The sequence below is a fragment of the Gordonia liuliyuniae genome, assembly GCF_021738805.1.
Lineage (GTDB): Bacteria > Actinomycetota > Actinomycetes > Mycobacteriales > Mycobacteriaceae > Gordonia > Gordonia liuliyuniae.
On the sequence record NZ_JAKKOR010000005.1, the window covers coordinates 356,812 to 376,757 of the forward strand.

21 protein-coding genes and 2 tRNA genes are annotated in these 19,946 nt (G+C 66.7%); 9 read left to right on the forward strand and 14 right to left on the reverse strand.

What is annotated here, in order from left to right; translation table 11 throughout:
- Positions 1-2: 2 nt before the first annotated feature.
- The gene (locus L5G33_RS07300) at positions 3-605 is read right to left on the reverse strand and encodes a molybdenum cofactor guanylyltransferase (protein ID WP_236997495.1); all 603 of its coding nucleotides are present in this window, start codon (positions 603-605) and stop codon (positions 3-5) included.
- A gap of 217 nt (positions 606-822) precedes the next feature.
- On the opposite strand from L5G33_RS07300, the gene L5G33_RS07305 reads away from it, so the two are divergent.
- Complete coding sequence (locus L5G33_RS07305; protein ID WP_236997496.1) at positions 823-1,737, forward strand: type IV toxin-antitoxin system AbiEi family antitoxin; 915 nt, start codon at positions 823-825, stop codon at positions 1,735-1,737.
- Between the two features lie 181 nt (positions 1,738-1,918).
- Here L5G33_RS07305 and clpX read toward each other — a convergent pair whose 3' ends face one another.
- From clpX to L5G33_RS07330, 5 genes are all read right to left on the reverse strand, one after another.
- Positions 1,919-3,205: an ATP-dependent Clp protease ATP-binding subunit ClpX gene (gene clpX / locus L5G33_RS07310; protein WP_236997497.1), complete on the reverse strand. Its 1,287-nt coding sequence runs from the start codon at positions 3,203-3,205 to the stop codon at positions 1,919-1,921.
- Positions 3,206-3,290: 85 nt separating this feature from the next.
- Positions 3,291-3,971, reverse strand: a complete 681-nt coding sequence (locus L5G33_RS07315) for an ATP-dependent Clp protease proteolytic subunit (protein WP_236997498.1) — start codon at positions 3,969-3,971, stop codon at positions 3,291-3,293.
- Positions 3,972-4,012: 41 nt separating this feature from the next.
- Positions 4,013-4,591, reverse strand: a complete 579-nt coding sequence (locus tag L5G33_RS07320; protein WP_236997499.1) for an ATP-dependent Clp protease proteolytic subunit — start codon at positions 4,589-4,591, stop codon at positions 4,013-4,015.
- A 267-nt stretch (positions 4,592-4,858) separates the two neighbouring features.
- Positions 4,859-6,217, reverse strand: coding sequence for a trigger factor (tig, locus tag L5G33_RS07325; protein WP_236997500.1), 1,359 nt, complete (start codon positions 6,215-6,217; stop codon positions 4,859-4,861).
- Between the two features lie 42 nt (positions 6,218-6,259).
- Positions 6,260-6,333, reverse strand: a tRNA-Pro gene (locus L5G33_RS07330).
- 132 nt (positions 6,334-6,465) lie between these two features.
- Here L5G33_RS07330 and L5G33_RS07335 point away from each other — a divergent pair.
- From L5G33_RS07335 to L5G33_RS07350, 4 genes are all read left to right on the forward strand, one after another.
- Positions 6,466-6,539, forward strand: a tRNA-Gly gene (locus L5G33_RS07335).
- A gap of 275 nt (positions 6,540-6,814) precedes the next feature.
- Entirely contained in the window at positions 6,815-7,078 is a 264-nt protein-coding gene (locus L5G33_RS07340; protein ID WP_236997501.1) for a GlsB/YeaQ/YmgE family stress response membrane protein, read from the forward strand.
- 343 nt (positions 7,079-7,421) lie between these two features.
- On the forward strand, positions 7,422-7,985 hold the full coding sequence (locus L5G33_RS07345) for a hypothetical protein (protein ID WP_236997502.1): 564 nt from the start codon (positions 7,422-7,424) through the stop codon (positions 7,983-7,985).
- Between the two features lie 255 nt (positions 7,986-8,240).
- Positions 8,241-8,933 carry a L,D-transpeptidase family protein gene (locus L5G33_RS07350; protein ID WP_236997503.1) on the forward strand — a complete coding sequence of 231 codons (693 nt, stop codon included), beginning with the start codon at positions 8,241-8,243 and terminating at the stop codon, positions 8,931-8,933.
- Between the two features lie 102 nt (positions 8,934-9,035).
- Here the strand turns inward: L5G33_RS07350 and L5G33_RS07355 are convergent, their stop codons facing one another.
- From L5G33_RS07355 to L5G33_RS07365, 3 genes are all read right to left on the reverse strand, one after another.
- Positions 9,036-9,923 carry a PE-PPE domain-containing protein gene (locus L5G33_RS07355; protein WP_236997504.1) on the reverse strand — a complete coding sequence of 296 codons (888 nt, stop codon included), beginning with the start codon at positions 9,921-9,923 and terminating at the stop codon, positions 9,036-9,038.
- Between the two features lie 81 nt (positions 9,924-10,004).
- The gene (locus L5G33_RS07360) at positions 10,005-10,823 is read right to left on the reverse strand and encodes an Fpg/Nei family DNA glycosylase (protein ID WP_236997505.1); all 819 of its coding nucleotides are present in this window, start codon (positions 10,821-10,823) and stop codon (positions 10,005-10,007) included.
- A gap of 15 nt (positions 10,824-10,838) precedes the next feature.
- Positions 10,839-11,318 (reverse strand): ribose-5-phosphate isomerase, encoded by a 480-nt coding sequence (locus tag L5G33_RS07365; protein ID WP_236997506.1) that lies wholly within the window; start codon positions 11,316-11,318, stop codon positions 10,839-10,841.
- Between the two features lie 22 nt (positions 11,319-11,340).
- Here L5G33_RS07365 and L5G33_RS07370 point away from each other — a divergent pair, with 22 nt between their 5' ends.
- Positions 11,341-12,381 carry a M48 family metallopeptidase gene (locus L5G33_RS07370; RefSeq protein ID WP_236997507.1) on the forward strand — a complete coding sequence of 347 codons (1,041 nt, stop codon included), beginning with the start codon at positions 11,341-11,343 and terminating at the stop codon, positions 12,379-12,381.
- 30 nt (positions 12,382-12,411) lie between these two features.
- On the opposite strand, the gene L5G33_RS07375 is transcribed toward L5G33_RS07370, so the two are convergent.
- On the reverse strand, positions 12,412-13,020 hold the full coding sequence (locus tag L5G33_RS07375) for a mycothiol-dependent nitroreductase Rv2466c family protein (protein ID WP_236997508.1): 609 nt from the start codon (positions 13,018-13,020) through the stop codon (positions 12,412-12,414).
- Positions 13,021-13,148: 128 nt separating this feature from the next.
- Between L5G33_RS07375 and pepN the strand changes: the two genes are divergently transcribed.
- Entirely contained in the window at positions 13,149-15,734 is a 2,586-nt protein-coding gene (gene pepN, locus L5G33_RS07380; protein ID WP_236997509.1) for an aminopeptidase N, read from the forward strand.
- Positions 15,735-15,821: 87 nt separating this feature from the next.
- Here the strand turns inward: pepN and L5G33_RS07385 are convergent, their stop codons facing one another.
- Positions 15,822-16,289: a DUF5130 family protein gene (locus tag L5G33_RS07385; RefSeq protein WP_236997510.1), complete on the reverse strand. Its 468-nt coding sequence runs from the start codon at positions 16,287-16,289 to the stop codon at positions 15,822-15,824.
- Positions 16,276-16,524 carry an aa3-type cytochrome oxidase subunit CtaJ gene (gene ctaJ / locus L5G33_RS07390; protein ID WP_236997511.1) on the reverse strand — a complete coding sequence of 83 codons (249 nt, stop codon included), beginning with the start codon at positions 16,522-16,524 and terminating at the stop codon, positions 16,276-16,278. Before ctaJ ends, L5G33_RS07385 begins: the two co-directional genes overlap by 14 nt.
- Positions 16,525-16,690: 166 nt before the next feature.
- On the opposite strand from ctaJ, the gene L5G33_RS07395 reads away from it, so the two are divergent.
- Positions 16,691-17,083 carry a globin gene (locus L5G33_RS07395; RefSeq protein ID WP_236997512.1) on the forward strand — a complete coding sequence of 131 codons (393 nt, stop codon included), beginning with the start codon at positions 16,691-16,693 and terminating at the stop codon, positions 17,081-17,083.
- Between the two features lie 22 nt (positions 17,084-17,105).
- Positions 17,106-18,731, forward strand: coding sequence for a glycoside hydrolase family 13 protein (locus L5G33_RS07400; protein WP_236997513.1), 1,626 nt, complete (start codon positions 17,106-17,108; stop codon positions 18,729-18,731).
- Positions 18,732-18,782: 51 nt separating this feature from the next.
- On the opposite strand, the gene L5G33_RS07405 is transcribed toward L5G33_RS07400, so the two are convergent.
- Positions 18,783-19,454, reverse strand: a complete 672-nt coding sequence (locus tag L5G33_RS07405; protein ID WP_236997514.1) for a DUF8185 domain-containing protein — start codon at positions 19,452-19,454, stop codon at positions 18,783-18,785.
- A complete protein-coding gene (locus tag L5G33_RS07410) occupies positions 19,451-19,918 on the reverse strand; it encodes an acyl-CoA thioesterase (protein WP_236997515.1) in 468 nt (155 codons plus the stop codon). The genes L5G33_RS07405 and L5G33_RS07410 overlap by 4 nt, the downstream gene beginning before the upstream one ends.
- Positions 19,919-19,946 lie beyond the last annotated feature (28 nt).

Sequence of the window (19,946 nt, forward strand, 5' to 3'; positions counted from 1 at the left end):
TTCTAGGAAACGCCGGTTGCGCGTAGTCGGTGCAGGTCCTCGGGGGCGTCGACGTTGGTGAGCCAGTTCTCATCGGAGACGGTCACCCGGCGTGTGTGGATGGCGTCGATCGCCGCTCCCATGCGGAGTTCCCCGGCATCCACGAGAGCTTCGAGCGCACCCACCGCGGACGTGCGGTAGACCCCTGCCATCGGGTGGTCGCGCTGCGCGTCGCGGGCGATCACCGCGTCGGTGGAGTCGGTGAGTCCGGCAACCAGCTCATCGATGAGGCCGACTTCGATGAGCGGCATGTCGGTGGCGCAGACGAAGGCGGCGTCCGCTCCGACCTCGGCGGCCGCACGCAGCGCCGCGACGAGTCCGCCGAGCGGACCGCTCCCTTCCTTCTCGTCGGTGACCCACTCCAGATCCGATTCCTTCGACAGTTCGCGGTAGGCCTGCGACGTCTCCGGCGCCGCGACGAGGACCGGAGCGCAGCGCTGCGAGACGGTGGCCGCGATCCGCGTCAGCATCGTCACCCCTTCGAAGTCCAACGCTGCCTTGTCCTGCCCCATGCGGCGCGAACGCCCGCCCGCGAGAATGATTCCGGCGACTGTGTTCTGGCTCATACCGACACCGTAGCCGCGCACGTCGTCCGGTGTCGTGCTTTGTGCCCAGGGCCATGCGTTTCCGCTCAGGGCGCCGACGTTGACGCCCAGGGCACGACTTTGTGCTCAGGGTCAGAAGGTGGGCGCAATGCACGCGCCCTGGGCACAAATATGCTCGACGACGGGGCTGTGGAATTCATCGGAGACAAATCCGGCCTCCGGGTGTTCACTTCGAATCATGTGGCCGACAGACGAGTTCGGAATCATTCGCAAGGACGCGGCGCGCGACGTCGGACGTAGCGATCGGGATGTTCTGCGCGCAGTCCGGAGCAACGAGTTGACGCTGCTCGAGCCCGGAATGTACGCGCTCACCGAGTCGTTGCCGGAGTACGACGTCGCCGACGCAATCTACCTTCTGCGTTGTATCGCTGCTGCTGGCGAGTCAGAACTGCCGTTGACCCATGAGTCGGCGGCCGCCGTGCACGGTCTGGACCTCCTGGCACCCGACCAGGCGCGAGTCCACTTCGCCAAGGAGCGACGAGGGGGCGGACGGTCGACGCGCTACCGCCATGTCCACAGTGGCCTCCCGGACGACTCCGTCGTCGTGGTCAACGGACTTCTCGTCTCGAGCCTCGCGCGGACGACTGTGGACGTCGCCGCTGGACGGTCGTTCGCGCAGGCTCTCGCCGCCGTCGACGGCGCTCGGCGCCTCGGTCTGACCGCCGCCGAGATCGAGGCCGAGCTATCGCGTCGCCGAGTTCGCGGTGCCGCGGTGGTCGCCGCAGCACTGCGCTATGCCGACCGCCGATCGGCGAACCCCGGAGAGTCGTGGGGTCGGGCCCAGATGATCGAGGCGAGGCTCCCCCTCCCCGATCTGCAGTGCGAGTTCTCATTGCGTGATGGCCGCACCGTCTACACCGACTACGGCTGGGGCGACCGTCTCGTCGGCGAGTTCGACGGACTGCGGAAGTACTGCCGGGACCTCAAGCCCGGCCAGAACACCGAAGACGCCGTCGTCGCCGAGAAGATCCGTGAGGACCGACTCCGGGACCTGGTAGGCGACGTCGCCCGCTGGATCCATGCGGACCTCCGCTCCGGCGCGATGATTCCCATGCTCAAGCACCGGATGGAGCGCGCCGGGCTGCTTCGGTGAACCTGGACGCCGCTTCTGCCCTGGACGCCGTTTGTGCCCTGGGCGTCGCGTGTGCCCTGGACGCCGTTTGTGCCCTGGGCACCGCCATTGCGCCCAGGGTCTGCCCCTGAGCACAAACAAGCGCCCAGGGCACTAACGAAAGTGCCCTGGGCGCAGAGTCTGACGCGGAATGAACTGCCGACTACGCCGACTTCTCGGCGGGACTGTCGTCGTCCTTGCGCGGGACGACGGTCGGCAGGACGTTGTCGCGGACGGTCTCACCGGTGACGACGACCTTCGCGACGTCGTCGCGGCTCGGGATGTCGTACATGACGGGCAGGAGGACTTCCTCCATGATCGCGCGCAGACCACGCGCACCCGTGCCCCGGTGGATGGCCTGGTCAGCGATCGCCTCGAGAGCTTCGTCGGTGAACTCGAGTTCGACGTCGTCCATCTCGAACAACCGGGTGTACTGCTTCACCAGAGCGTTCTTCGGCTCCGCGAGGATCGAAACGAGCGCCTCTTTGTCCAGGTTGCGCACCGACGCGACCATCGGCAGACGACCGATGAACTCGGGGATCAGACCGAACTTGATCAGGTCCTCCGGCATCACCTCGGCGAAGTAGTCGCTCGTGTCGACCGACCCCTTGCTCGGCACCTCGTTGCCGAAGCCGATGCCGCGCTTGCCGATCCGGTCGGCGACGACCTTGTCCAGCCCGGCGAACGCGCCGGCGACGATGAACAGGACGTTGGTCGTATCGAGTTGGATGAACTCCTGATGCGGATGCTTGCGTCCGCCCTGCGGCGGTACCGACGCCTGCGTGCCCTCCAAGATCTTCAGGAGTGCCTGCTGAACGCCTTCACCGGAGACGTCGCGCGTGATCGACGGGTTCTCGCTCTTCCGCGCGATCTTGTCGACCTCGTCGATGTAGATGATCCCGGTCTCGGCTCGCTTCACGTCATAGTCAGCGGCCTGGATCAACTTCAACAGGATGTTCTCGACGTCCTCACCGACGTATCCGGCCTCAGTGAGAGCGGTGGCGTCGGCGATGGCGAATGGCACGTTCAACATCTTGGCGAGCGTCTGCGCCAGATATGTCTTACCGCACCCGGTGGGGCCGAGCATCAGAATGTTCGACTTCGCCAGCTCCACCGGCTCCGCCGACGACCTCTTGTCGCTCTTGCGCTCCCCGGCCTGAATCCGCTTGTAGTGGTTGTAGACGGCGACCGCGAGCGTTCGCTTGGCCGTGTCCTGTCCGACAACGTAGTTGTCGAGGAAGTCGCGGATCTCCGCAGGCTTGGGAAGCTCGTCGAGCTTCACGTCACCGCTGGTCTCCGCGAGCTCCTCCTCGATGATCTCGTTGCACAGGTCAATGCACTCGTCGCAGATGTACACGCCCGGACCTGCGATGAGCTTCTTGACCTGCTTCTGGCTCTTGCCGCAGAACGAGCATTTGAGGAGGTCACCACCGTCTCCCATTCGGGCCATGTGGCCACACCTACTTTCTCGGGGGCTAAGCGCGTCACCGTGAACGGTACTCGCGCGGGGGCGGGTTCGAAGAGAAGATCGGGACTTACTTGCGCGCCGACTTCTTTCGGTAGTCGAAGACCTCGTCGATGATGCCGTACTCCTTGGCCTGTTCGGCCGTCAGAATGTTGTCGCGGTCGGTGTCCTTGCGGATCTTCTCCGGATCCTGGCCGGTGTGCGAGGCGAGGATCTCGTCGAGGCGCTTCCGGATGCGCTCGATCTCGGCGGCCTGGATCTCCAGGTCGGAGACCTGCCCCTGGTAGGCGCCGCCGGTGCGCGGCTGGTGGATCAGCACGGTCGCGTTCGGCAGGGCCGCACGCTTTCCGGGCGTGCCGCCGGCGAGCAGGATCGCGGCGGCCGACGCCGCTTCACCGAGGCAGACGGTGACGACGTCGCAGTGAACGTACTGCATGGTGTCGTAGATGGCCAGCATGTCAGGGACGCTGCCGCCCGGCGAGTTGACGTACATCGTGATGTCACGGTCGGGGTCCTGGCTCTCCAGGACCAGCAACTGCGCCATCACATCGTTCGCGACCGTCTGGTCGATCGGCGTGCCGACGAACACGATGCGCTCTTCGAATAGCTTCGCGTACGGGTCGTACTGGCGCTGACCGTTCGGCGTGTTCTCGATGAACGACGGCAGGATGTAGCGGGCCTCGATGCGCTTGAGCGCGAGTGCGGCGTCGGGGATGCCCGCACGCACGTCGGCGGGAAGAGAAGTGTTCATGGTGTCTCCGTAACCGGTGAAGGGAGTTGGACGGTTGGCGTTCAGGCGCCGGGACGGGCGACGTGCGTCACGACGTGGTCGACGAGGCCGTAGTCCTTGGCTTCGGTCGCGGTGAACCAGTTGTCACGGTCGGCGTCGGCCTCGATCTGCTCGAGCGTCTGACCGGTGAATTCGGCATTGAGCCGGTTCATCTCACGCTTGGTCGCGGCGAACTGCTCAGCCTGGATGGCGATGTCGGCAGCGGTGCCGCCGATGCCTGCCGACGGCTGGTGCATCATGATCCGCGCGTGTGGCAGGGCGTGCCGCTTGCCTTTGGTGCCTGCGGCGAGGAGGAACTGGCCCATCGAAGCGGCCATGCCCATCGCGTAGGTCGCGACGTCGCAGGGCGCGAGGGTCATCGTGTCGAAGATCGCCATGCCGGCGGTGACGCTGCCGCCCGGCGAGTTGATGTACAGGCTGATGTCCTTCTCCGGGTCTTCTGCCGAGAGGAGGAGGATCTGCGCGCAGAGCCGGTTCGCGATGTCGTCGTCCACCTGGGTGCCGAGGAAGATGATGCGCTCGCGGAGCAGTCGCTCGAACACTGAATCAGTCAGGTTCAGGCCGGCGACGCCCGAGGTCATGGAGGGCGTGTAGAGATTGCTCACTGGTTGTCCCTATCTGTCGAAATGATGGCCGTGCTCCCGCGAACGGTGTGCGGCGTTGTCACCGAGGTTAATCAACTTCACCCCCCGGATTGTTCCGCCGACACCCCTTATTCGCTCACAGCAGAACAAGATCGCGGTCGACTGCTCGGTGTGGAGAACACCCGAACCCGGCCGGAGAACACGACAGCCGGGACGTTCTCGCCGTCCCGGCTGTCGAAGTGTGCCCGCGTGCGGGCGGGTGAATCACGCGTCGGCGTCGTCGCCTTCGGCGTCGTCGTCGGACTCGCCGCCGAAGAACGCGTCGGTGTCGATGGTCTCACCGTTAGTGTCGGCGACCGACACCTTGCCGATGACGTCGGCGAGCGACTTGTTGCGTCGCACGTCCGCGTACAGGGCGCCGATCTGGTTGGCGCTCTGCAACTGCTGAATGAACTCCTGGGGTGCAACGCCGTAGCGCTGGCTCTGCATGAGGATCTGCTGGGTCAGCTCGTCCTGGCCGACCTCGGTGCCCGCCTCGTCGGCGATGGAGTCGAGGAGCAGCTGCGTGCGGACCGACTTCTCGGCGTCGGCGCGGCTCTCCGCGTCCCACTCCTCGCGGGTCTTGCCCTGCGCTTCGAGGAACTTGTCGACCTGCGCGTCGTCGTGGCCGAGCGCGTGGACCAGCTGGTGCTGGACGCCTTCGACCTCGGCGTCGACGACAGCCTCGGGCAGCGGGAACTCGACGGTGTCGAGGAGCTGCTCGAGCACCGCGTCGCGGATCGCGGACGCCTGCTCGTACTTCTTCGACTCGGCGACACGGTCCGACAGGCTGGCACGCAGCTCTTCCGCGGTGTCGAACTCGCTGGCGAGCTGAGCGAAGTCGTCGTCGACGGCGGGGAGCTCGCGCTCCTTTACCGAGTTGACGGTGACCGTGACGTCCGCGTCGGCTCCGGCGTGCTCGCCGGCAACCAGCTTGGTCGTGAACGTCTTCGTCTCGCCGCCCTTGGCTCCCACGAGCGCCTCGTCGAGGCCTTCGATCAGGTTGCCGCTGCCGACCTCGTGCGAGAGGCCCTCGGTGGTCGCGTCCTCGACGGTCTCGCCATCGACCTTCGCTTCTAGGTCGATGGAGACGAAGTCGCCATCCTGGGCGCCACGATCGACACCGACGAGAGTGCCGAAACGGGCGCGCAGGCTCTCGAGCTCTTCTTCGATGTCAGCATCGGCGATCTCGATCGGATCGACCTCGACCGAGAGGGTCGAGAAGTCCGGAAGCGTGATCTCGGGACGAATGTCGACCTCGGCGGTGAACTTGACCGGCTCGCCGTAGACGAGTTCGTCCACGTCGATCTCCGGCTGACTGATGGCCTTGACGTCAGCCTCGGCGACGGCCTGCGAGTACTTGTTCGGGAGTGCGTCGTTGACGACCTGCTCGAGGATCGACTGGCGACCGACACGGGCCTCGATCAGCTTCGCGGGGGCCTTGCCCGGACGGAAGCCGGGGATACGGATCTGCTGAGCGAGAGCCTTGTAGGCCTGGTCGAAGTCGCCGGAGAGTTCCTCGAACGGGACCTCGACATTCAGCTTGACTCGGGTCGGGCTCAGCTGCTCGACGATGCTCTTCACGGCGTTGATGCTCCTTAAGGTCTTACGGACGACTCGTGATCGTCGGGATGACAGGATTTGAACCTGCGACCCTCCGCTCCCAAAGCGGATGCGCTACCAAGCTGCGCCACATCCCGTGGTCGGTCCAGGCTTCGGACACGGCCAAACGCACATAGTACGGCCCACCGGTGCGTGGAGACGAACCCGGCACTGGTTTTGAAGTTCCGCGCCCGACTGCTGTAGTGTCTTGCCACGCACAGCAGTGCAACGCGGGTGTAGCTCAATGGTAGAGCCCTAGTCTTCCAAACTAGCTACGCGGGTTCGATTCCCGTCACCCGCTCCAGGTGAGTTGAAGGCCCCGGCGTCGCGATCGAGCGACACCGGGGCCTTACTCATTCGTTGTGCACGCCCCATTCGTTGCACACGCCCCATTCGTTGTGCACGCCTCATTCGTTGCACACGGAGTGCCGACCGTCGAACTACGGTCAGTCACGTTCCGGTGACGGGATCGAATTGATCGGCGATTCATCGCGCAACAGTCGACGGGATGCTGGACCATTGAGCCGTGGGGACCGCCCCGCGAATCACGCAAGACTCTCGCGATCAAAGGACGACACCATGCTTTCACTCGGCTTTTTGGGCTGGATCATCATCGGCGGACTCGCCGGATGGATCGGCAGCAAGATCATGGGCACCGACAAGCAGCAGGGCCTGCTTCTCAACATCGTCGTGGGCATCATCGGCGGGCTCATCGGCGGAATGATCCTGGGTCTACTCTTCGATGTCGAAGCCGGCGGCTGGTTCTTCAGCTTCCTGACGTGCTTGCTGGGTTCGGTCATCCTGCTCTGGGTGGTCAAAGCGGTCACCGGCACTAGGACGTAAAACACTAGGGCGTACAGCAGTAGGAGATACAGGGGCCAGCGGGGCCTCCTTGCCACGGCGCGGAGGCCCCGCTGATCTGTGTGCGACTCACTGCGCTCCGGGACCCAGTTCACCCCGCGTACGCTGGAGGAAGCAGCCGGAGAGAACAAGCAGCGTACCGCTGAAGTCCCGACTGATCGACCGAGGCGCACTACCTCGGGCAAGGTGGCGTCGCCCGATGACCTCCCCAACACCAGTCGATGTCGGCCGGCACCTTTACCAGGTCTTCGCGACCGCGGTTCAGTACCACCAAAACCGGCCCGGGCACGCTCAGACACCGCGAGTCATCAATCACGGACTGCACATGTCCGACTCTCCCGACGCCACCGCGTGGAAAGTGGCGTTTCATCAACGCGAGGACGACAACCGGCTGGGCGACGTAGTCGCGTACCGTATCGACCTGCCAAGCACTGCCGGGGACGTCGGTCGGCTTCTGTTGCTCCTGCTCGCCGAGGACACCCCGTTCGACGAGAGCCCGGACCGCTGGCGGCTCGCCGTGACTCAAGCCCTACGCCGAGGAAGCCTGTCCGACGTACGAGCCGACTCGAAAGCCCTCGTCGACGACCCGCACGAGGGGGCCGCAACCGACCCCCAACGCACCTACCGCGATCCGGACGGTAGTGAGACCTGGTCCCGCGCGCGCGTCACTTTTCATCGCGGGGTGCGGATCGAGACCCGGATCAAGACGATGCAGGCGATCGACGGGCGCGTGACCGCCCAGGACGCCGCTATCTCGATCACCGATGGTCACACCCCGCGACAGTTCAGTGTGCCGATCGCGGTGCTCGACCAGGTGATGACGGCGTTGCACATAGCGCGAGACGATGCAGGAGCGATCAACCGAGAGTTGGCCACCCGGGGTCCCTGACGCCGGGCCAATAGTCGGTCCGGTCTCGCTGCAGGCTCCGGGCCTGACTCGCGTTGCGCCCGCACCACCGGCACCACCCACACCATCTGCCACCGCACGGTGATGAGCATCATGTGCAAATCTGGAGCAAATCCGGCATACGCCTCTATCGTCCCGGCGTTTCCGATTGGCAGAGAGGCAACGGTTGTGTAACGATGATCGGACAGCGTCCACGGGGGTGGCGTGTCGTTACGACGAAACGAAGGTAGAAACGACGTGTTCAAGAAGAAGAGTGCGAGCCGCGCTGCTCGCCTGACCGCCATCGCAGTCAGTGTGGCGGCCCTCGGTACCGGCCTTCCCGCCGTTGCCTCTGCGACGCCTGTCACAGTCATCCCGGGTCTCCCGCCGGTCGAGGTCCCCGAGCTTCCCAAGGCTCCGACCCTCCCGACGCTGCCGACTCCGAAGAAGAAGAAGGAGTCGCCGAAGCCGACTCCGAAGTCGACGACCCCGGCCAAGCCCGCTATCCCGGCGATGCCGAACGTCAAGTCGGAGACCGGCTACGTTGCACTCGCTGTCGACGGCGCACACCAGATCTACTGGTGGAAGAACGGCGAGTTCATCAAGCAGATGCCGATCTCGATGGGCACTAACAAGCACCCGACTTCCAACGGCGTGTACCACACCAAGGAGAAGTACCGCGACATGTACATGGATTCGTCCACGTACGGTGTCCCGATCGATTCGCCCGAGGGTTACCGCACGTACGTCGAGTACGCGACGCGCATGTCCTGGGACGGCATCTTCATCCACGCCGCGCCGTGGTCGGTCGCCCAGCAGGGCGTCTCCAACGCCAGCCACGGCTGCATCAACGTGAGCACCGCTAACGGCAAGTGGGTGTTCGACAACGTCGGACGCGGCACGCCGATCGTGGTCCGCGGCACCGTCGGCGGCAAGTACACCGGCGACTAGTACCACTAGCCTGCCTCACGCAGACAGCGACCGGGCCCCTTCCGACATCGTCGGGAGGGGCCCGGTCTCGTCAGTAAGTCTTCACTCACCCGCCCGGTCGCCTCAAGCGGCGAGCGCGACTCCGCAGCGGTGCATGGTCGCCTCCACCTGCAGCCACTGGGCGAGCACTTGGCACCCGGTGACGTCCGGATCGGTGAGCGGTGCACGACGGTACGGCTCACCGTCGTACGAGATGTGCCGCCCGCCGCGCGGGTTGGTCAACCGCCACTTTCCGAGCGTGATGTCGGGCGGCAGATAGCCGCGGACCTCCCGGAACGCCGCACGGACACGCTGAGTGTCGCGACGCCACTGTCTCGGGGTGACGGATGTGCGGTCCGCGTTCTGCATCCGGCGGGACATGACAGCCGCGCACATGGCCGCGATCCAGCGGCGCACGTGCAGCATCGACAGCGAATCGGTGAGGTCGGCGACGTCCCGAATCAACGAGTCGTCGGATGCGTTGCAGATGACGTCGTCGGGCGCGCCGACCCAGAAGGCGGGAACCCTTCCCGGGATCGCGGCGCCGGGTCCTGCGACGCCCCAGCCCGCGCACCCGGCGACTGTGCCCGGCGGCTGATGGGGGTCGGCGACGAACCCGACCGCGAGCACCCGCTCGGTGAGTGCAGCCGATGCGGGGTGCGCGAGGAAGGTTCGGATGACGGCTGCCCCCTGCGAGTATCCGACCATCATCACCGGTCCCTCCGCGGCGCGCACCGCCCGGGCGAGCGCAGAGACCCCGCAGGCGACGCTGTCGACGTACGCCATGCCGTCCCGCCCCGCGGTGGGCCCGTAGGTGGCCGGATAGCCGACCCATCGGCTGACGAACCTGCGGTCGAGTGCGTCTGTGACGCCTGCGAGCATGCCGGTGACCTCGGTTCGGTCGTCACCGGGATGCGATTCGCCAGTTCCACCCACGGCCAGGACTGTGATCGGTGTGCGGACCTCGTTCATGAACTCCATGCTGCCCCCGCACTCTGACAGATCTCCGTCCCAGACACTGAGCGCAGCCTGAAGATCGGTGTCGAGCCCCGGTCAGGTCTGGCAGGACGGACACCAGAACAGATTGCGACCGTCCATCTCCTGCCAGGCGACCGGCGTTCCGCAGACGCGGCACGGCTCCCCCGCACGGCGGTACACGTAGGTTCGCGGGCGGTCGGCGGCGTACGACGGCGCGCCGTGATCGTCGTCGGGTCGGATCACGTGCATCTTGCCGCGTCGGACACCGACCGGCATGAGGAACAGGAGGTCGGCCCACAGCGCGTCGAACTCGGTTCGGGTGATCGTCGTTCCCGGACGGTGCGGCTCGATACCTGCACGGAACAACACCTCGGCGCGATAGACGTTGCCGACTCCGGCGAGCACCTGCTGGTCCATGAGAAGCGCGCCGATCGCGCGTCGCGATCGTGAGATCGCCTGCCACGCCTTCTCCGGTTCGGCGTCGCTGCGCAACGGGTCCGGTCCGAGCCGAGCGACCAGCGCGGCGAGGTCGTCGGGCGTGTACATTTCGCAGGCCGTCGGACCGCGCAGGTCAGTGCCGACCTCGGCGCCCTCGATCCGCATCCGGACCTGTCCGGTCGGCTGCCCCATCGGCACTGGTTCCTCGCTGAAGGCGCCGTAGATGCCGAGGTGGACGTGCACCATCGGCCCGGCGTCCACCGGTCCGGTCGGGCCCGGGGTGTACCGGTGGATCAGATGCTTCCCCCACGCCTCGGCACGACGGAACACCAGCCCGTCGAGCAGGGCCGCTTCGTGAGCGAACCTGCCCTGCGGGCTGGTGACACGGACCTGCTGTCCGCCGAAGAATCGCTGCTGCCGACGCGCGAGCCGGTGCAGGGTGTGGCCTTCAGGCACGGCCGCCCTGCCGGGTCAGCGCGGCGGTTCGGGAAGTTCCGGTGCGACGCCCGTGGCCTCGTACTCGGCGAGGATGTCGATGCGACGCTGGTGGCGAGCCTCGTCGGACCACTGCGTTCCGATGAACGCGTCGACGATCGCCAGTGCCTCCTCGGTGCTGTGCATGCGGCCGCCGATACCGATCAACTGCGCGTTGTTGTGCTGGCGGGCGAGTTGCGCGGTCTCGACGCTCCACGCGAGGGCACAGCGCGCGCCCTTGACCTTGTTCGCGGCGATCTGCTCCCCGTTGCCGCTCCCGCCGAGGACGAATCCGAGGCTGCCCGGATCGGCGACGACACGCTCAGCGGCCGCGATGCAGAACGCCGGATAGTCGTCGACGGCGTCGTACTCGTGTGCACCGCAGTCGACCACGTCGTGCCCCGCGGACTTGAGATGATCGGCGATCTGGTTCTTCAATTCGAATCCGGCGTGGTCGGCCCCGAGGTATATGCGCATGCCGTCACTATAGTTTGGAGGGGTGGAGAACGCTGAACCGATCCCCCGCACCCGCCTGCCCGGCGCACCGATCCCGTCGGTGCCCGGCGTCGACGACTCCGTCGTTCCCGCCGCACCTCGTCCGGTCGGGCCGACGACGGTGTGGCAGACGCCCGCACTGTATGCGGGCGCTCCGCGCCGCCACCCGTGGGAGATCCCGGTCCTGGTGATCGCGGTCCTCGCCGCAGTCGCCGCGTACGCCGTGGTGATCACCCTGGTCGCGCTCGGACTCATCAGCGAGTTCCTGTTGATCCCGCTGGTACTGCCGGTCCTGATATTTCTGGGACGCGGCATCGGCTACGCCAGCATGCGCGCCAACGCCGTCCAGATCACGCCGACCCAGTTTCCCGAAGCGTTCACGACCGTCGTCGAAGCCGCGGCACGATACGGCATGGAGTACGTGCCGGACGCCTACGTGATGAACGGCAACGGCCAGATCAACGCGTTCGCGTCCGGCCACGGCTTCCGGCGGTATGTGGTCGTCTACTCGGATCTGTTCGAAGTCGGCGGCCGCGCCCGCAGCCCGGAAGCGCTGGAGTTCGTGATCGGCCACGAGATCGGGCACATCGCGGCCGGGCACACATCGTACTGGCGGCAACTGTTCAGCAGTCTGATCATGAGCATTCCGATTCTGGGGTCGCTGCTGTCTCGCGCGCAGGAGTACACCGCCGACAACTACGGCTACTACTCGCGGCCAGACGGGGCCGCTCCGATGATCGGGCTCCTCGCATCGGGCAAGTATCTGCTGAGCGCCATCGACTTCGACCAGTTCGCCGACCGAGCAGTCCATGAGCGCGGATTCTTCATCACCGCCGTCAACGCGTTGTCGTCGCACCCGGTACTGACCTGGCGGGCGGCCGCGCTGCGCGACCGGACACGCAGCGGAGCCATCCTGCTCCGGCCGCGGTCGTTCGTCCGCGGCACCGGCAGCGGACACGTCGCGCTGGTCGCGGCGCCGCATCCGCCGGCGGCCGTCGCCGAGGGCTCGCTGCCCAACGAACTGTCTGAGACCAGCATGTACTAGAGCCGGCCTCGAGCGGTACCAGAGCCCGACTCAGTCGAACTGCGGGTCCTCGTGCCGAGTGCGCTTGAGTTCGAAGAAGTGCGGGTACGACGCGAGTGCGACGACCCCGTCCCACACCTTCCCCGCATCCTCGCCGCGCGGGATCCGCGAGAGGACCGGACCGAAGAACGCGACGCCGTTGACGTGGATGGTCGGCGTGCCGACGTCGTCGCCGACCTTGTCCATCCCCTCGTGGTGGCTCGTACGAATCGCCTCGTCGAATTCGGCGGCGTCGACGGCGTCGGCGAGATCTGCTTCCAGGCCCGCCGAGGACAGGGCTGCGGCGACCATCGACGGAACGTCTTTGTTGCCGTTGTCGTGCAGTTCCGTGCCCATCGCCGTGTACAGCCCGGCGAGCACGCCGTCACCGTGCCGTGCCTGCGCCGCCGCGAGCACCCGAACCGGGCCCCACGCGTGGGTGAGCATCTCCCGGTAGTCGTCGGGAATGTCCTTGCCTTCGTTCAGGACTGCCAAGCTCATGATGTGGAAGTGGACGTCCAGGGTGCGTACCTGCGCGGCTTCCAGAATCCAGCGCGAGGTGATCCAGCACCACGGGCAGAAGGGATCGAACCAGAAGTCAACGCGATCGTTTTCAGCCATGACTCCGATTGAACCACCGGATCGGTCGCAGCGCCCGCGAGGACGCCGTCGCCGCTGTCGCGCACGGATGGCGAAACCGACAGCGCCCCGCCCCGCACAGCGGTCCGCAGATCACTAGAGTGGGCCGAGTGAGCGCACCGAATCTGACACGTGACCAGGCGCAGCAGCGCGCAGCACTCCTCGACGTCAACGCATACGTCGTCGACCTCGACCTGACCGACGGGGACGGACGCCCGGGCGAGTCGACGTTCTCGTCGACGACGACCGTCACCTTCCGCGCGTCGGCGGGGGCGTCGACGTTCATCGACCTGATCGCTCCCCGCCTGAAGTCCGCGACCCTCAACGGCACCGACCTCGACGTGACCGGCTACGACGAATCGGTCGGATTGGCTCTGCCCGACCTGGCTTCCGAGAACACACTGACCGTGGTCGCGCAGTGCGCATACTCGAACACCGGCGAGGGCCTGCACCGTTTCGTCGATCCCGCCGACGGCGCCGTCTACCTGTACTCGCAGTTCGAGACCGCCGACGCCAAGCGCATGTTCGCGTGCTTCGACCAGCCCGATCTGAAAGCACGGTTCACCACGACGGTGACCGCCCCCGCCGACTGGCAGGTCATCACGAACGGCGCACCGCTCGGCGAGCCCGAGACCGTCGACTCAGGCGCCGTGGTCCACCGCTACGCGACCACCGAGCTGATGAGCACCTACCTCGTGGCGCTGATCGCCGGCCCGTACGCGAAGTGGACGGACGAGTACACCGACGAGCACGGCACCATCCCGCTCGGCCTGTACTGCCGCGCGTCACTCGCCGAGCACATGGATGCGGAGCGGCTGTTCACCGAGACCAAGCAGGGCTTCGGCTTCTACCACCGCGTCTTCGGGGTGCCGTACGCGTTCGGCAAGTACGACCAACTGTTCGTCCCCGAGTTCAATGCGGGCGCGATGGAGAACGCGGGAGCCGTCACCTTCCTCGAGGACTACGTCTTCCGGTCGCGGGTGACCCGTTACCTGTACGAGCGCCGCGCCGAGACGATCCTGCACGAGATGGCGCACATGTGGTTCGGCGACCTCGTCACCATGACCTGGTGGGACGACCTGTGGCTCAACGAATCGTTTGCGACGTTCGCGTCGGTGCTGTCGCAAGTGGAGGCCACCGAGTATAAGAATGCGTGGACGACGTTCGCGAACGTCGAGAAGTCGTGGGCCTACCGACAGGATCAGCTGCCGTCGACCCACCCGATCGCTGCGGACATCCCGGACATCGCCGCCGTGGAGGTCAACTTCGACGGCATCACCTATGCGAAGGGCGCGTCGGTCCTCAAACAGCTCGTTGCCTACGTCGGTCTCGACCCGTTCCTGGCCGGCCTGCGCGACTATTTCGCGGCGCACCGTTTCTCGAACGCCACGTTCGCCGACCTGTTGGGCGCGCTGGAGGCGTCGTCGGGCCGCGACCTGTCGGACTGGGGCGGCCAGTGGCTCAAGACCACCGGAATCAACGTGATGCGCCCCGAGTTCGAGACCGACTCCGACGGCGTCATCACGTCGTTCACCGTCGTGCAGGACGGTGCGGCTCCAGGCGCGGGCGAGACGCGTGTGCACCGGATGAAGATCGGCGTGTACGCCCCGTCCAACGACGGAAAGCTCGTCCGCACCGCATCAGTGGAGCTCGACGTCGAAGGGACGCGCACCGAGGTGCCCGCACTCGTCGGCACGCATCGCGGCGCATTGATCCTGCTCAACGACGACGATCTCACCTACGCTTCGGTCCGGCTCGACCCCGAGTCGCTCGCGACGGCGACTGCGCGGATCGGCGCCATCGACGATCCGATGCCGCGCACACTCGTGTGGTCCGCCGCGTGGGAGATGACCCGCCAGGCGGAGATGAGCGCCCGCGACTTCATCGAACTCGTCGGCCGCGGCATCGCCACCGAGACCGAGGTCGGCGTCGTCCAGCGCGTGCTCCTGCAGGCGACGACCGCGCTTGAGGCGTACGCCGCGCCCGAGTGGGCCGAGTCGACGGGGTGGCCGCGGTTCGCTGACCGTCTCCTCGAGTTGGCGCGTGGCGCCGCAGCCGGCTCGGACCATCAGCTCGCGTTCGTCAACACGTTCCTCGGCGGTGTCACGACCGACGCCCAGCAGCCGGTCCTGCGTTCGCTGCTCGACGGCACCGACCCGTCGAGCGTCGGCCTCGACGGTCTCGTCGTCGACGACGAACTTCGCTGGCGTCTGGTCAAGGCGCTCGCGACGCACGGCAGCATCGACGAGACGGTGATCGCGGCCGAAGCCGCCCGCGACAATACGGCCGCAGGCGCCCGCCACGCCGCAGCGGCACGCGCGGCGATCCCGACCCCGGAGGCGAAGGAGGCGGCGTGGACCACCGCATTCGACGACGACTCCATCGCCAATGTGACGGTCCGTTCGATCGTCGAGGGTCTCACCCGGCCCGGGCAGGACGCGCTCCTGGCACCGTTCACGCAGCGCTACTTCGACGCGGTCGTCGACCTGTGGTCGCGCCGCACGAGTGAGGTCGCGCAGACCGTCGTCGTCGGGCTGTACCCGAGTTGGGATCTGCGCGACGACGCGATCGTCGCCGCCGACGCCCTCCTCGCGGACGATCTCCCAGCCGCCTTGCGGCGACTGATCGTCGAAGGTCGTGATTCGGCGCAGCGTGCCAGGCGGGCCCGCGCGTTCGACGCGGAGTCGAACCGCTGACACCACCGCCCCTGGAACGACTGCGGCCCCCGACCTCGGAGAGGTCGGGGGCCGCAGTGATTCACTGCAGTGAGTGCAGATTCAGTGCTACGGGCGGGCGACGGCGGTCGCCATGACGCGCAGCGACGAGACGAGGCCGTCGATGAGGTCACCCTGCTTGATCGACGCCAGCGCAGCCTGCACACCGAGTTCGGCGACACGGTCGTTGACGCGGCCTGCGACGTCCGAGCCCGAGACGACGACGACGTCGCGCGTATTGGGCGAAACTGCCAGGAGCGCAGCGTTGTACGGCTCGGGCGCCTCCGCGAGTGCGGCGCGGGCGCCTGCGACGACGTCGGTGCCGAGGTCACCGATGTAGACCGAGAACCGCACGAGTGCGACCTCGCTGGTCTCCTTGAGCGTGTCGTCGAGCAGGATCAGGTCGTCCTGCGAGAACGGCGGGGTGTCGAAGGCCTGGCGCGGCCACAGTGCTGCCGAGACGCGGCCACTCGAGGTGACTGCGGAGCCCACTGGGAGCGATGCGGGATCGACGTGCGCGATGTCACCACTTGCCACTTGCGGAGCCTCCCTCGGTGTCGCCCGGCGAAGCGTGCCGTGCGAGAGTCATCGGCTCGATCTCGGTTGCGGAGAACAACTGCGGATTACGGTCCCACCGCTGATCGAGCGTGTATTCCTTCGGCCGTGGGCGCTTGACGCCCCACGAGAACGTCATCGAGACGACGCACAGCAGCACTGAGATCACACACAGCACCACGACCGTCATACCGACGGGGACAAGAAGCTGGTCCACACCCCACCCTTTCGACTCGCGCCTGGATTGAGAAGCGCACGACCTGCCGTGTGCAGATCATCTGATGACCAATTTATCGCACCGCCTCCCCGATGTCCCCATAGGGCCTACAGAGCGTCGTAGACGTTTGCGGTCCGCCCGCGCATTCTCGCGACCATCGTGGACAATGGGGCCCGTGAGCACCTTTTACGACGACGTCGGCGGACACGACACGTTCGCGCGGATCACCGCGCGGTTCTACGAAGAGGTCGCCGACGATGAGATCTTGCGACCGATGTATCCAGAGACCGACCTCGGCCCGGCCGAACGTCGTCTGCGGATGTTCCTCGAACAGTATTGGGGCGGACCGCACACCTACTCCGACGAGCGCGGGCACCCCCGTCTTCGCATGCGTCACGTCCCGTACCACGTCGGCCCGATCGAGCGCGACGCGTGGCTGCGCTGCATGATGATCGCCATCGGATCCATCGAGTCGGACGTGCTCGACGACGAACACCGCGCGCAACTGATCGGGTACATGGAGATGGCCGCCAACTCGTTGATCAACAGCCCGGTGTGACGAATATGGAAGAATCGCGACGGTGAGCGAACAGTACGTGACCAATTCCGGGCCCGCTGGCGACTGGTGGCGCAACGCCGTCGTCTACCAGGTGTATCCGCGATCGTTCTCGGACTTGAACGGCGACGGTGTCGGCGACCTCGCCGGCGTGATCGACAGGCTCGGCTACCTCGAACTACTCGGCGTCGACGCGATCTGGCTCTCGCCCATCATGCGGTCGCCCATGGTCGACCACGGGTACGACGTCTCCGATCCCCGCGACGTCGACCCGTTGTTCGGCGATCTCGACGACTTCGACAGACTCGTCGCAGAAGCTCACGACCGGGACATGAAGGTCACCATGGACCTGGTGCCCAACCACACGAGCGACCAGCACGCATGGTTCTCGCAGGCGTTGGCCGCCGAACCGGGCAGCGATGAACGCGCCCGCTACTTCTTCCGCGACGGACTCGGTGACGACGGCTCGCAGCCGCCGAACAATTGGACGAGCGTGTTCGGCGGCCCGGCGTGGAGCCGCGTCACCGAACCCGACGGCTCGCTCGGCCAGTGGTACCTCCACCTGTTCGCGCCGGAGCAGCCGGATCTGGACTTCACACACCCCGACGTCCTCGACGACCTGCGCACCACCATGCGGTTCTGGCTCGATCGCGGTGTCGACGGCTTCCGCATCGACGTCTCGCACGGCTTGGCCAAGCCCGAGGGTCTGCCCGACATGCCCGATGCCGTCGAGATCCTCAAGCACACCGACGACGATCCGCGGTTCAACGATCCGGGCGTCCACGCGATCCACCGCGAGATCCGCTCGGTGTCGGACGAGTACCCGGGCACCGCGAACGTCGGCGAGGTGTGGGTGTCGTCGAACGATGCGTTCGCCGACTATGTGCGTCCCGACGAACTGCACCTCGGTTTCAACTTCCGGTTGGCGAGCGCCGACTTCGCCGCCGACCGTGTCAAGGAGGCGATCACCGAGTCGCTCGCCGCGACGACGTCGGTGGGCGCGGTCCCGACGTGGACGTTGTCGAACCACGACGTCCCGCGCGAGGTGACGCGCTACGCGCCCGACGCCGCCGAGCAGGGACTGGCCGACGGCCAGGCGCTCGCGGTCGGCGCGCTGCGGGCCCGCGCCATGGCGATGGTCGAGCTGGCGTTGCCCGGCACCGTGTTCATCTACAACGGCGCCGAACTCGGGCTCCCCGACGCCGACCTGCCCGACGATGTCCTCGTCGACCCGGTGTGGGAGAACTCCGGTCACACGGACCGTGGCCGCGATGCGTGCCGCGTGCCGCTCCCGTGGGAGGGCGCCGAGCCGCCGTTCGGGTTCAGTTCGACCGCGGACACGTGGCTGCCGATCCCGGCCGACTGGGCGGGGCTGACCGTCGAAGCACAGTTGGAAGACATCTTCTCGACACTGTCGCTGTACCGCCAGGCGTTGGAGTTGCGCTATGTCCGTCCGGAGTTCTCCGGTGACACCGTCGAATGGTACGGCGCCCCCGACGGGTGCATCGCCTTCCGCCGCCCCGGCGGGCTCATCTGCGCCCTCAACGCGTCGGCGGCACCGATCCCGCTGCCGCCCGGCCAGGTCTTGTTGGTGAGCACACCGCTCGAGAACGGGCTGCTGCCGCCGAACACCGCCGCCTGGCTCGTCTGAGGGCGGTGTCGGCCGGACGGTCCCTCGACTGCTCAGTCGACGTGCGGCGGCTCAGCCGACGTTGAGGTTCAGGACGTTTCGGCGTTGGAAGACCGAACCGAAGCGGGCGTCCAGACGGAGCCATGCGGCGGACGCTCGGACGCGGACGGGTTCGTCGGGTGAGATCGCCTCGAGCGGTGAGTCGCCGGTGATCTCACGGCCCGCCGAGTCACGGACGAAGCCCATGGAGGTGAGCGCGAAGACCGCCCGCATACTGACGTCGACGGCCTCATCTGCGCCGCTCACCGAGAGGACCTTCTGGTCGAGCAGCGACGGCACCATGCCCATCGGGCCGGACTCGTCGCGTGCGACGTCGGCGCCACGTCGGGCGAGACCGATCACCTCACGTGCGGGCACGTCGTCGACGTGCACGAAACCCGCGCTTCCCGGCAGCGCCCCCTGCCACGCGATCGTCGGCAGCGCACCGATGTTGATCACGTCGTCGCCTGCCGCCAACGAGGTCGCCATGGCGTTCGCGTCGGCGACCACGTCGTTCGGGGTCACCGTGCCGAACACCGAGCGGGTCGCCAACACGTCGAACCCGGTGCGCACCCACAGGCCGACGCGCGCGTCGTCGCGTTCATGTAAGCGCAGCACACCCGCGTCGTCGGCGCGGCGAGCGCGTGCGACGAAGGCCGCGATGTCGGAGCGGTCGGACTCCCGATACGGCGAGAGGCCGGTCACGGCCGCACGAATTCCGACAGGTACGCCTTCTCCTCAGTGGTCATGCGGCGCGGGCGCTGGGTGTCGATGTCGAACGAGACCAGCTGGGTGCTGGCGACGACGGCGGGCTTCGAGTCGGGCGCGGCGCCGTGCGGACGGACCTCGTAGCCGACAGTGAAGTCGACGGCACGCAGCCGCTGCACGTACATCGTCACCGAGATCGGCGACTCGTCGTGGCGGATCTGTCCCTGGTACTTCACGTGCATGTCGGCGACGAGGCAGCCTTGACGCATCGGCGAGGTCGGCTTGTCGTCGTAGAACAGCCACGGGATGCGGGCCTCCTCCAGCAACGTCACCATCCGCGCGTGGTTCACGTGCTGGAAGACGTCCATATCGGACCACCGGACCGGCACCGTGACCACGTAACCGGCGTCGGTGCGGTGTCCTCGATCGTCGAACAACCGTCGGTCGGCCTGTGCTGTCACTGAACTGAACTCCCGTCCCCTACCCGAT